The sequence below is a fragment of the Clostridium oceanicum genome (assembly GCF_039521385.1).
Lineage (GTDB): Bacteria > Bacillota > Clostridia > Clostridiales > Clostridiaceae > Clostridium_F > Clostridium_F oceanicum.
Genome location: NZ_BAAACG010000010.1, coordinates 443,169 through 455,825, shown reverse-complemented (window position 1 = coordinate 455,825; position 12,657 = coordinate 443,169). Strand labels below are relative to the sequence as shown.

At 27.6% G+C, this 12,657-nt stretch carries 10 protein-coding genes; 8 read left to right on the top strand and 2 right to left on the bottom strand.

The features are described from left to right. Positions 1-593: 593 nt before the first annotated feature. From ABDZ71_RS12545 to ABDZ71_RS12520, 6 genes are all read left to right on the top strand, one after another. Positions 594-1,934 carry a peptide MFS transporter gene (locus tag ABDZ71_RS12545; RefSeq protein WP_343761999.1) on the top strand — a complete coding sequence of 447 codons (1,341 nt, stop codon included), beginning with the start codon at positions 594-596 and terminating at the stop codon, positions 1,932-1,934. A 537-nt stretch (positions 1,935-2,471) separates the two neighbouring features. Then, positions 2,472-3,818, top strand: coding sequence for a peptide MFS transporter (locus ABDZ71_RS12540; protein WP_343761998.1), 1,347 nt, complete (start codon positions 2,472-2,474; stop codon positions 3,816-3,818). Positions 3,819-4,343: 525 nt separating this feature from the next. Beyond that, a complete protein-coding gene (locus ABDZ71_RS12535) occupies positions 4,344-5,702 on the top strand; it encodes a peptide MFS transporter (RefSeq protein WP_343761997.1) in 1,359 nt (452 codons plus the stop codon). Positions 5,703-5,993: 291 nt separating this feature from the next. After that, positions 5,994-6,266 carry a metal-sensing transcriptional repressor gene (locus tag ABDZ71_RS12530; protein WP_343761996.1) on the top strand — a complete coding sequence of 91 codons (273 nt, stop codon included), beginning with the start codon at positions 5,994-5,996 and terminating at the stop codon, positions 6,264-6,266. A 275-nt stretch (positions 6,267-6,541) separates the two neighbouring features. After that, positions 6,542-8,461, top strand: a complete 1,920-nt coding sequence (locus ABDZ71_RS12525; RefSeq protein ID WP_343761995.1) for a heavy metal translocating P-type ATPase — start codon at positions 6,542-6,544, stop codon at positions 8,459-8,461. Positions 8,462-8,726: 265 nt separating this feature from the next. After that, positions 8,727-9,497, top strand: coding sequence for a DUF4184 family protein (locus ABDZ71_RS12520; RefSeq protein ID WP_343761994.1), 771 nt, complete (start codon positions 8,727-8,729; stop codon positions 9,495-9,497). A gap of 40 nt (positions 9,498-9,537) precedes the next feature. Here ABDZ71_RS12520 and ABDZ71_RS12515 read toward each other — a convergent pair whose 3' ends face one another. Further along, positions 9,538-10,125, bottom strand: coding sequence for a winged helix-turn-helix transcriptional regulator (locus ABDZ71_RS12515; RefSeq protein ID WP_343761993.1), 588 nt, complete (start codon positions 10,123-10,125; stop codon positions 9,538-9,540). Positions 10,126-10,442: 317 nt separating this feature from the next. On the opposite strand from ABDZ71_RS12515, the gene ABDZ71_RS12510 reads away from it, so the two are divergent. Together ABDZ71_RS12510 and ABDZ71_RS12505 are read left to right on the top strand one after the other, a co-directional pair. After that, positions 10,443-11,249 (top strand): nitrilase-related carbon-nitrogen hydrolase, encoded by an 807-nt coding sequence (locus ABDZ71_RS12510; protein ID WP_343761992.1) that lies wholly within the window; start codon positions 10,443-10,445, stop codon positions 11,247-11,249. Between the two features lie 261 nt (positions 11,250-11,510). Next, positions 11,511-12,107 carry a hypothetical protein gene (locus ABDZ71_RS12505; protein WP_343761990.1) on the top strand — a complete coding sequence of 199 codons (597 nt, stop codon included), beginning with the start codon at positions 11,511-11,513 and terminating at the stop codon, positions 12,105-12,107. 191 nt (positions 12,108-12,298) lie between these two features. Here the strand turns inward: ABDZ71_RS12505 and ABDZ71_RS12500 are convergent, their stop codons facing one another. Continuing rightward, entirely contained in the window at positions 12,299-12,529 is a 231-nt protein-coding gene (locus ABDZ71_RS12500; protein WP_343761989.1) for a hypothetical protein, read from the bottom strand. Between the last annotated feature and the right edge of the window lie 128 nt (positions 12,530-12,657).

Below are 12,657 nucleotides of genomic sequence, written 5' to 3'. Positions count from 1 at the left end.
CTAGTTTAGTCACCAAATACTAACATCATAATATTATTAACTACAAAAGTCAATGTAGATATCAAAATTTTTATAACGTTTTCATTTTTCAAAAAATTTTTTAAAAATACTGAAATTTTTTTTGTACTATTTAAAATTTTGTGTTATTATATGTTATGAGTGGACGACATATTATGACAAAAAGTTGTATTTTTATATAATATACGAGCTTATGAAATTTGCTCTATGATTAACAGAGAATAAAATGTTGAAATTTCTCGATATTATGATAAAAAACAAAATAAATGTCTAATTAAAAAAGAATGAATTTCTAGCAATTAATAAGACGAATATATGGAACTTACCATCTTTTCGTATTTGAATTTATCATAGAATGTCATTTTTTTAACAAACTACAGGGGATACTGCTTAAATCTTTAAATTTAATTTGTAATTTGGTACTAGTTTTAAGTAACAAGGATGAGAAATGTGTAAATGTTTTTTATCATACCTTATGGTATTTGAAATCATTATGTTCATCCTAAATGGAGGAGTTCATGTGGTTTTTTAAATACAGACGTAATAATAATATTTTTTAGTAGGGGGAATTTAAAATGGAGAAAACAGCAAGAAAACCACTTGGTTTTTATGTATGCTCACTTGCTTTCACGTTAGAAAGATTTGCATTCTATTCAGCAAAATGGTTAATTGCAGTATTTGTAGTTGCTAAAGTAACACAAGGTGGTCTTGGTCTTACAACTGCAGATGCAGCAAAAATATCAGCAAACTTAGTTGCATTTACTTATCTTGCTCCACTTATAGGGTCAACTATATCAGACCGTTTTATAGGTGCTAGATATCTTGTTCCAGTAGGAATGATATTTATGGGCGCAGGTTATTTAGTTGGATGGCAAGCAACAAGTGCTACTATGGTTAATTTAATGATAGTATTAGTATCTATCGGTACAGGATTGTTTAAACCTCAAACAAACGCTATAACTGGTAGATTGTTTAATAATCCAGAAGAATTAGATAGTGCTTTTTCTATTCAATATTCTTTTGTTAACGTTGGTTCTTTTATAGGAACAACAATTATTGGTATAATAGCAGCTACTAATGGTTATTCATTTGCATTCTTAATCTGTGGAATAATGATGTTTATTGATGCCATTTGGTTTATATTTGGTTGGAGATTCTTAGGGGATGCAGGTAAGAAACCTTTTAAAGTTGATGAGCGTAAAGAAGTAAAAGAAGATAAAAAAGAGGAAAAGAAACCTCTTACTTCAATGGAAAAGAAAAGAGTTGCAGCTATTGTATTAGTATCTTTCTTCTCTGTAGTGTTCTGGGTATTCTGGTACTTAGCATATATGCCAGTATATTTTTACTGGGGTGGCGATAATGCAGCAGCTAACTGGATGATAGGAAGTTTCAAAATACCAACATCTTGGTTTGACTCATTAAATGCATTAGCATGTATTTTACTTGGACCAGTTCTTGCTAAAGTATGGGCAAGACTTGCTAAGAGACCTAAAGGGGATTTAAGCATGTTTAAGAAAACAGCTTTAGGTATGATACTTCTAGGATTATCTTATGTAATATTTGCAGTAGCAGATATTACAAGAGGAGGTAACCTTGCATCAATCGCTTGGATAGTTGCATTTGGTGTAGTATTATCTCTTGGTGAAATGGTATTTTCACCACTTGGAAATTCATTTATAGCTAAATTTTCACCAGCTAGATTATTAACAGTTATGATGAGTGTTTGGGTATTTGCTGTATTTATAGCAGGAAAATCTTATGGTTATGTATATGAATTTACATTAAAATTTAAATTTGCAAATGCATATTTGACAATTGCAGCTATAGCTATAGTATGTGGACTTATTCTTTGGGCATTAGATAAGAAATTAAACAGCCTAGTTAAAGAAGAAGGTAAAGAAGAAGTAGCAGCTTAATAAAATATATAAGCAAATTAAATTAACTTGATAATATAATAGTTATAAAAGAAGCCATTTTCTATAAAATGGCTTCTTTTTATTTGTATAATCATAATTTTAAAGATGGAATCAAAAAAACTTTTTTCAATTATAATTTAAAAAATCATGTTTAGAATTTTTAATATATTGCATATATATTTAAGCTATAACTTAGATTTTAGTATTTTGCTTATTATGATAGTAGATTAATTTTTTAAATTATTGAAATTTTTCTTTTTACTAATGGCAAAAAATGTGCTATTATAGGGTAGGTAGAGGAAATATAATACTTTTTTGACATATATCTAAGCTATAGGTATTAATTTTACTTATTAAATAAATATATACAAAATTATTCTAAAAATAAATATTTTCTGACAAATATAATTATAAATATCTAAACTTTTAATACCTTATGGTATTTGAAATCGTTTTCTTTTATCTTTACAAAGAGAAAAGCATGTGATTTTTGAAATACATACGTAATATTACTTTTTTTATAGGGAGGAATGGAAAATGGAAAACACACAAAAAAGACCATTTGGGTTTTATGTATGCTCAGTTGCTTTCACACTTGAAAGATTTGCATTTTACTCAGCAAAATGGTTAATTGCAATGTTTGTAGTTGCTAAAGTAGTAGATGGAGGTCTTGGACTTACAGCTGCAGATGCAGCAAAAATGTCTGCAAACTTAGTTGCATTTACATATCTTGCACCACTTTTTGGGGGAATCATATCTGACCGTTTTATAGGAGCAAGATACTTAATTCCAGTAGGAATGATTTTAATGGGAGCAGGTTATTTAGTAGGATGGCAAGCAACTAGTGCTACTATGGTTAATTTAATGATAGTATTAGTATCTATAGGAACAGGATTATTTAAACCTCAAACAAATGCTTTAACTGGTAGATTGTTTGATGATCCAAAACAACTAGATAGTGCTTTTTCTATTCAGTATTCTTTTGTTAATGTAGGATCTTTTATAGGAACAACAGCTATTGGATTAATTGCAGGAAGTAAAGGATATGCTTTTTGTTTCTTAATTTGTGGAATAATGCTATTTATCGATGCTGCTTGGTTTTTAGTTGGATGGAAGTTCTTAGGAGATGCTGGTAAAAAACCATTCAAAATTGATGAACACAAAGAAGTAAAAGCAGTAAAGAAAGAAGAAAAGAAACCTCTTACATCAATAGAAAAGAAAAGAGTTGCAGCTATTATATTAGTATCTTTCTTTTCAGTAGTTTTCTGGGTATTTTGGTATTTAGCATACATGCCAGTATATTTCTATTGGGCAGGAGATCATGCAGCTGCTAACTGGATGATAGGAAGTTTCCAAATACCAACATCTTGGTTTGATTCATTAAATGCATTATGTTGTATAACACTTGGACCAGTTCTTGCAGCAGTTTGGGCAAAACTTGCTAAAAGACCTAAAGGTGATATGAGCATGTTTAAGAAAACTGCTTTAGGTATGATTTTACTTGGTATATCTTATGTAATATTTGCAACAGCAGATATTGCAAGAGGCGGAAGTCTTTTACCAATTGTTTGGCTTGTTGTATTTGGTATTATTTTATCTCTTGGTGAAATGGTATTTTCACCACTTGGGAATTCATTTATAACTAAATTTGCACCACCTAGATTACTATCACTTATGATGAGTGTTTGGGTATTGGCTGTATTTATAGCAGCAAAATCTTATGGATATATATATGAATTTACATTAAAATTCAAATTTTCATCAGCATACTTTACAATTGCAGCTATAGCTATAGTATGTGGACTTATTCTTTGGGCACTAGATGGAAAATTAAATAGCCTAGTTGTTGAAGAAGAAGATAGTAAAGTAGAGCAAGCTAGCTAATAATTAATAAAATGTATTTAAAATAAGTTGTACAAGCTATAAATTATTTATTTCGTTCTGTTTTATATAAATGAATAATATTTATATGATTTTTTAAAAAGAAGCCATTTAAAGTGGCTTCTTTTTTGTAAAATTAGCATTATAATATGAGTTTTTAGTTTTTTAATATCATAGAAAAGTATAAATTATTGAAATTTTTTTTATTTTTTCGAAATTTTTAGAATTCTTATTTAATTGTTAGGGAAAATATGTTATTATATCTTATAAATGGATAATTTATTATTATATTAACATATATGACAAAACATGATGTTATATAAAAATAATTATCATATTTATATGTTTTTATATTTTTCTTAAAACATACAATAATAAGGGGGGCTATTTAAAATTAGAAAAATAGCTACGCTAAATAATACCATAACTTATGGTATTTGAAGCTAGTGTGCTAATTTTAAAAAATTAGAGCATATAGTTTTTTAAATACATGCGTAATAATTAATTTGTTATAGGGGGAATGAAAAAATGGAAAACAAAAAGAAAACACCAGTGGGTTTTTATTTTTGCTCGCTTGCTTTCACATTTGAAAGATTTGCGTTTTATTCAGCAAAGTGGTTAATTGCAGTATTTGTAGTTGCTAAAGTAGCAAGTGGTGGACTTGGACTTACACCTGCAGATGCAGCAAAAATGTCTGCGAATTTAGTTGCATGGACATATGCTGCACCACTTGTTGGATCATTTATATCAGATCGTTTTATAGGTGCTAGATATCTTGTTCCACTAGGTTTAATTTTTATGGGTGCAGGTTACTTAGTAGCATGGCAAGCTACAAGTGCTACTATGATTAATATTATGATTGTATTAGTATCAATTGGTACAGGCCTATTTAAATCCCAGGTAAGTGCTATAACCGGTAGATTATTTGATGATCAAAAGCAGTTAGATAGTGCTTTTTCTATTCAGTATTCTTACGTTAATTTTGGATCATTTATAGGAACAACAGTACTTGGTGTACTTGCAGGAGTTATGGGATATTCTTTCTGTTTTTTAATTTGTGCAATAATGACATTTGTTTATGCATTTATATTTGTCTGTGGATGGAAATTCTTAGGTGATGCTGGTAAAAAACCATTTAAAGTTGATGAACATAAAGAAATAAAATCAGAAAAAGAAGAAAACAAAGAGGAAAAAAGACCTCTTACAAGTCTTGAAAAGAAAAGAGTTGGAGCTATTATATTAGTTTCTTTCTTCTCTATAGTATTTTGGCTATTCTGGTATTTAGCATATATGCCTGTATATTATTACTGGGGTGGAGACAACGGACTTGCAAATTGGATGATAGGTAGTTTTAAAGTTCCAACAGCTTGGTTTGATTCATTAAATGCTTTATGTTGTATAACACTTGGACCAGTTCTTGGTAAAGTTTGGGCAAAACTTGCTAAAAGACCTCAAGGTGACATGAGTATGTTTAAGAAAACAGGCTTAGGTATGATGCTTTTAGGTGTATCTTATATAATATTTGCAATGGCAGATGTTACAAGAGGAGATTCTCTTTTACCACTTGCATGGCTTGTTGTATTTGGTATAGTATTATCTCTTGGTGAAATGGTATTCTCACCACTTGGAAACTCATTTATAGCTAAATTTTCACCAGGTAGAGTATTAACACTTATGATGAGTGTTTGGGTACTTGCTAGTTTCTTTGCAGCAAAATGTTATGGTTATTTATATGAATTTACATTAAAATTCAAATTTGCACCAGTGTATTTTACAGTAGCAGCTATAGCTATAGTATGTGGACTTGTTCTTTGGGCATTAGATAAAAAATTAAACAGCTTAGTTATAGATGAAAAAGAAGCTCACGGTGAATCAGTTAACATGTAATCAGTATTGAAAATCTAAATACACTTAGGATATTTTATTAATAAAGTGTCCTAGGTGTATTTTTTATTAAACTATAATTGAAAAATATAATACTTGTGAAAATTTCCATATAGTTGTAGCTCTTATAGATAATGACGTTATTTTAAGAAGCTTTAAAAAAAGAGCAAAAAATAAGTGATAAGGTAGCAGTAGTAAGATATATATTGGTATTTACAGTAATATATTTGACAAGATAATTGATTATAGCTAATATGTACATATACCCCTATTAGTATGAAAGGAGTTGGGTATATGCGTGAATGTATGGATTCTAAAAATTTACATCGTAGACTTAAAAAGATTATGGGGCAAATAAATGCTATTGATAAAATGATTGATAAGGATATTCCCTGTGAGGATATTTTAATGCAAATTAATGCGGCGAAAAGTGCTTTACATAAGGCAGGACAGATAGTATTAGAAGGACATTTACACCATTGTGTAAGAGATGGAATAGAACATGGAGATGCAGATAAAACTATAGACAATTTTGCAAAAGCTATAGAATACTTTTCAAGAATGTAACAGTAACCTAAGTATTATATTTTTGAGGATGCTTTATTTAATTGTTTTAAAGTAATTATTGATATAGTGCTAATCTATTTAGTTTAATAGATTAGATTATTAAGGTAATTATAACTTAATTAAGAAATATAAAAGAGTAACTTTTTAAATGGATTTGATATAGGAACCATTTAAAAAGTGGTACTCTTTTTTTATTGACAAAAAATAGTTATATAGATATAATACAAATTGTATTGTACCTATAGGGGTATAGGTAGAAAGAGGAGGGCGATAAAATGATTTCTATTCTTAAAGATGAAATAAAAAGAAATATTTTATTTTTAGTTGTTTCTGGTATTGCACTTATTATTAGTTTATTTAATTTTGTTGAGTTACCATTTAATGCTGCTTGGGTAGCGATTTTCTTATGTGGAATTCCTATTTTGATTGAAGCTTCTATTGGTCTTTTTACTCGTTTTGATATAAAAGCAGATGTTCTTGTTGCTATGGCTTTAATTGCAGCAATTATCATTGGAGAGACCTTTGCAGCTGGTGAAGTAGCTTTTATTATGCAAATAGGAGCATTATTAGAAGAGATAACTGTAGCTAAAGCAAGAGCTGGAATTGAAAAACTAGTGAATTTGACACCTACTAGTGCAAGAATTATTAAAGATGAAAAAGAAACTATGATTTCTGCTGAAAAGGTTAAGAAGGGTGATTTGATTCGTGTTCTTCCTGGTGAAACTATTCCAGTAGATGGAGTGATTTTTAAAGGAGAAACTTCTGTTGACCAGTCTGTTATGACCGGTGAACCTATACCAGTAGATAAAATTAAAGGCGATGAAGTATTCAGTGGAACGGTAAATCAAATTGGAAGTTTTGATATGGAAGCTACAAAAGTGGGAAAAGATAGTTCTCTACAGCGTATGGTAAAACTTGTTCAGTCAGCAGATGCAGATAAAGCAAAAATTGTAGGCATTGCAGATCGTTTTGCAACTTGGATTGTTATTCTTGCTGTAACTTTTGCAATTATTACATGGATTTTTACAGGTGAAATTATTCGTGCAGTAACAGTGCTTGTTGTATTTTGTCCTTGTGCTTTAGTTTTAGCTACTCCTACAGCTATAATGGCTGCAATAGGAAATGGAACTAAATATGGATTTCTTGTTAAAGAAGGAGATGCTTTAGAAAAATTATCAAAGGTTAAAAGAATTACTTTTGATAAAACAGGAACACTTACTTATGGAAAACCTACTGTAGTAGCTATAAAGTCTTTTTTAGATAGTATTTCAACAGAAGAATTAAATTGGATTGTTGCTTCATCAGAATTACGTTCTGAACATCCTTTAGGAAAAGCAATTGTTGCATCCTATAATGAAGATTATAAGAAAATAAAAGAACCTAAGGATTTTTCACTTCTTATAGGTAAGGGCGTTAAAGCAACTTTTGATAACAAGGTTATTTTTGTAGGAAATAAAGACCTTATGGCGGAAAGTGGTACTGAGATTAGTGATTTTCATATAAAAGAAGAAGAGGAATATATAAATGATGGGTGTACTATTATTTGGGTATCTATAGATGGAGTTTTAGTAGGATTTATTGCACTTTCTGATGTGATTCGTGAAAATGTAGTGGATATGTTAAAAGAAGTAAAAAAATTAGGGGTAACTCCTTTATTATTAACTGGCGATCATAAAAAAGCAGCAGAGCATGTTGCAAAACAAACTGGGATTTCTGATTTTGTATCAGAGTGTTTGCCAGAAGATAAACTTAAGTCTATCAAAAAATATCAGAAAAATAAAGAATCTATTTGTATGGTAGGTGATGGAATTAATGATGCACCAGCACTTAAAATTTCAGATGTTGGAATTGCTATGGGGGGTATTGGAAGTGACATAGCAGTAGAAGCTGCAGATATTGCTCTTGTAAACGATGATGTTTTAAAGCTACCACATTTAATTGGTCTTTCAAAGAGAATGATGACAACAATTAAACTTAATATGATTTTTTCAATGGGTATAAATTTTATTGCAATAGTACTTGCCATGACAGGTATACTTAATCCTGTTATTGGAGCTTTAGTACATAATGCAGGTTCTGTTATTGTAATATTGAATTCAGCTACATTACTTAAATGGGAAAATAAAACTAATTATAAAAATAGTAGGGTTGATAATACTAAGGATCTTGGTAGAGGAAACTTATTTTCTTCTTAGAAATAATAATCATATAATATAGAAACTAAATTTTATTTATATATTAAGGTTAAGATTTAAAATAATATATTGTATTAATGGGATAGTTTTTAATTATCTAATTTGTTCATTAAGTATGAAACTCCTTTATATATTTCTATATGCCTAAGAATACCCTTTTATATAACTTACAAAACTGTAAGACAAAAATACAGAATTTTAAGTTAGAATAAAAGAAAAGGTGTTTTTAAGGAATAGTAAAGTTGAATAAATAGAGGGGGATTTCATGCCATTTACATTAGCACATCCAGGGGCAGTAGTGTTTATAAAAAATAAGCATTTGAATTTAAGTGGATTAATACTAGGATCTATGGCGCCAGATTTTATATATTTTATGTTATTTAGTCCAAGTAGTAATTTAGGTCATACTATTCTAGGATCTATTATAGTTAATATACCATTATGTTTTTTATTAAATTATATATACCATAAATATATAAAAGATCCCTTTATTTTAAATTTACCTAATTTTATATCAAAATATTATTGGAGTTTTTTGTACACAAGAAATAATGTAACTAATATAAAAGAAGTTGTAGTTTTCATGTATTCTAGTGTTATAGGAATGATAACTCATGTATTTCTAGATTCTTTTACACATAAAACTGGATATTTTGTATTAAAACTAAATTTTCTTAGACAAACAATAGATTTATTAGGACATAAAATTTATGTATATAAAATACTTCAACATGGTGGCACTATTTTAGGGTTTATAATAATATTAATTTTTCTTTATAAAATGAAAGAAAGAAAATTAAGCTTAGATGTATCTATAAAAAATAAATTTATATATCATATAATAGCTATACTTGTAGGAACTGTTGTTATGCTTTCTAGTTATATAGCTTTTAGTGATAGCTTTAGAATTGGAAGAATAGTAGTTAGTTTTATAAATGCATTGTTTTTAGGATATTTAGCCTCATCTATTTTTTATAGAAACAATTATAATATTTCAAAATATAAGATTTGTATACAGAATAAAAAGAACATATAAATAAAAGGGAGGCTTAAAATTTTATATAGAAGAAAGAATTTTAAAGATCTTCCATTAAAAGAGATTTGCCATTTTTAAGGTTCCATCCTTTTAGGTTTTTATCATACTCGATGGATTCACCAGCAATACCTAGGGCTTCAATATATCTTTGGACTACTAAAGAAGTACGGTTAATTTTCTTAGATAGTTCATTTGTTGAAATTCCTGGGTATTTTTTTATTTCACTAAGAATTCTAATTGCATATCTTAAGGAAGCTGCATTAGTTTCAGCTTTTTTACTTTTCCTATAGGCTTTTTCAATTATTTTATCAATATTTTTTTCTAAATCTTCAAAACTTGTGAAAATAGTAGCTTTTGAAGCATCTGATAATGTATTAGGTTTTTGATCTAGAATAATTTTTTTAGATAAATTACTATCAACTTCTAAGTAAAATTCAATTAAATCATTAGATTCATTGTGATTTAGTTTTTTTCCATTTATTATAGATAGAAAATAGCTTTCAGTTATTAAATCAGTATAGTTTTCAGTAGTTATTATTTTGCATTTAGTAGAATCTAAATGGTTTTTAATAATTTGATTTTCACTTTCTTTTAAACCAAAGGTTAGTATATAATTACTGTTAAGCATTTTAAAACCTCCTAATAAAAATCATATAAAAGAAAATCATAAAAATATTAGATTATAATTAGTTATTTATTTTAATATGATTTATATGTCTTGCTAAAATAATTATACTATAATAGGAAGGGAAAATCTCTATTTGTATTTTAATGAGGGTAGAGTTCTCTTGTATGATACTATATTAAAGGAGTTTTATTTAATAAAAAAGTAAATATTAAAGGCTTTAAATAATAGAGCAATAACTATTATAATGTGTTTTATAATAGTTTGTTTTATAAATTAAGGATAAAAAAAGTAACATATTAAAACAAAGAAGGTTAGATATGAATAAATTTAGAATTGCTTTAGTACAAATGGAATCTATTGTTTCAAATAAAGAGGAGAATTTAACTAAAATTAGTGATTTTGTAGATAAAGCCTCAGATAAGGGAGCGGAAATAATTTGTTTTCCAGAAATATCTTTGTGTGGATATGATAGAAACTTTCCAAGAAATTTAAGAGAAAAAATCCCAGGATGTATTTCTTCAAGACTTTTGAAAATGTCTAAGAATAAAAATATTACAATAATAGTAGGGTTGTTAGAGATAGAAAATAGTATCAGGTATATAACTCAAGTAGTTACTTTCCCAGATGGAAGAGTAGAAAAGTATAGAAAAACTCATTTAGGTGAAAATGAGAAAAAATTTTGTTTAGCAGGAGATGAATTGCCTGTTTTTAAAATCAATTCATTAAAAAATATAGAAGAAGTGAAATTTGGTATTGGAATATGCTATGATTTACATTTTCCAGAGGTTGTGTCTATTATGTCAAGACAGGGAGCTCAGATTATATTTGCCCCCTTTGCTTCTCCTATGAATGGAGAAAAAAGATTTAGTGTATGGGAAAAATACATGGCAGCAAGGGCTTATGATAATAGGGTGTATATTGCAGCTTGCAATTTTAAAGGGTTAGCCCTATGGAATCAATATGGGAATTTAGTTTCTTCCTATAAAAAAGACGATGAAAATATAATAGTTTTTGATTTAGATTTAGAAAATTTAAAAAATATAAGAGAAGGTAAAAGGGGCCCCATGAAAAATCCCTTTTATTTAAAAGATAGAAGATGGGAGTTATATAAAAAATATAATTAAAAGTTATTATAATATAAAATAATAGCAACCTAAACTTTAATTTGTTCAGTCTTTTACTTCTTTTACCAGGGCATATAGATTTTAAAAAAATAACCTCCAAATTTTAGATTATATAATTTAAAATTCATATTATGTAAAATTTTAATGTATTATAGAAAATTATAATGTTTTATGGTAAAATATAGCTTGAGATATATAAATTGTTATTAATTTTATGATTTAATATTGCTTATAATCTATAATTATTTTGGGGGGATACAAATGAAAAAAATCAAAATATTAGTTCCGTTCCTATTGGTATTGATATTTACAATGGGTCTATATGGATGTGGAGCTAAAACACCAACAGATACTGTTAAAAATTATCTTGATGAAGTTAAAAAAGGAGAAAATGGAGATTTTTCAAATTTAGTAAATAAAACTTTAGATAAAAATAAAAAGGATAAAGATAAGAAAGCTGAAGATCCAACAACAAAGAAAATAGGTGAAGCTATTAAAAAGTTAACTTATACAATAAATTCTGAAAATGTAGATGGTGATACTGCAAAAGTTAATGTTAAAGTAAAAGGACCGGATATTGCAACAGTATTAGGAGAAAGCATGAAAAAAGGAATTAATATGGCATTTTCTGAAGCTTTTTCAGGAAAGAAACCTACAGAAGCGGAGCAGAAGAAGATGTATGAAAAAATCTTCATAGAATCTATGGATAAGGTTAAATATACAGATAGAACTGGTGATATTTCTTTAACTAAAGTAGAAGGAAAATGGAAAATTAAAGAGAGTGATTCATTAACAAAATTACTTATGAATTTAGATCCTTCACTATTTAATGATAATTCTAAACAAAATAAAAATTAGATTTAAAATCTGATTACAATGTATTTCAAGTTTTAAATTACCAAGTAAATATATTACAATTTAAAGTTGACTTTTATTAGAGAAAATGAGAAGATTTCTAAAATTAAAATACCAATTAAATAATTGAGTAAAAAAGGAAAGGGTAGAACCTTTCTTTTTTTAGTGAAATCCAATGATATGGATTAGTGGATTTAGTGAAAAAAAAGTTTTAAAACATCTTTTAGTTTGAAGTCTTTATTTACTGTTAAACAGTAAATAAAAAATATACTAAAAATCATTCCGAAGAATAGATTATATAATTTTTTAGGATTCCATGGTAAATAAAATGCTAATTGAATTAGTATCAAAAATAATAATGTTAATAGAAAATAGTCTATATCTGTTTTTATTTTCTTTAAATTAAACCATAAAAAATAGTTCATAAAAGACCTCCATATAATATGTTTCATATTATATATTATCATATTTATGTATTATTTTTTGATGTTTACCATTTAAAATAAGTTTTATCTTTCATTATATGTTAGTTTATATAGAATAAAGAATTAAT

What these genes read in the sequence shown, in the direction of transcription:
- ABDZ71_RS12535 (WP_343761997.1), top strand. Translation starts at nt 4,344, where the DNA reads ATGGAAAACAAAAAGAAAACACCAGTGGGTTTTTATTTTTGCTCGCTT.
- ABDZ71_RS12545 (WP_343761999.1), top strand. Translation starts at nt 594, where the DNA reads ATGGAGAAAACAGCAAGAAAACCACTTGGTTTTTATGTATGCTCACTT.
- ABDZ71_RS12530 (WP_343761996.1), top strand. Translation starts at nt 5,994, where the DNA reads ATGCGTGAATGTATGGATTCTAAAAATTTACATCGTAGACTTAAAAAG.
- ABDZ71_RS12510 (WP_343761992.1), top strand. Translation starts at nt 10,443, where the DNA reads ATGAATAAATTTAGAATTGCTTTAGTACAAATGGAATCTATTGTTTCA.
- ABDZ71_RS12505 (WP_343761990.1), top strand. Translation starts at nt 11,511, where the DNA reads ATGAAAAAAATCAAAATATTAGTTCCGTTCCTATTGGTATTGATATTT.
- ABDZ71_RS12540 (WP_343761998.1), top strand. Translation starts at nt 2,472, where the DNA reads ATGGAAAACACACAAAAAAGACCATTTGGGTTTTATGTATGCTCAGTT.
- ABDZ71_RS12500 (WP_343761989.1), bottom strand. Translation starts at nt 12,529, where the DNA reads ATGAACTATTTTTTATGGTTTAATTTAAAGAAAATAAAAACAGATATA.
- ABDZ71_RS12525 (WP_343761995.1), top strand. Translation starts at nt 6,542, where the DNA reads ATGATTTCTATTCTTAAAGATGAAATAAAAAGAAATATTTTATTTTTA.
- ABDZ71_RS12515 (WP_343761993.1), bottom strand. Translation starts at nt 10,125, where the DNA reads ATGCTTAACAGTAATTATATACTAACCTTTGGTTTAAAAGAAAGTGAA.
- ABDZ71_RS12520 (WP_343761994.1), top strand. Translation starts at nt 8,727, where the DNA reads ATGCCATTTACATTAGCACATCCAGGGGCAGTAGTGTTTATAAAAAAT.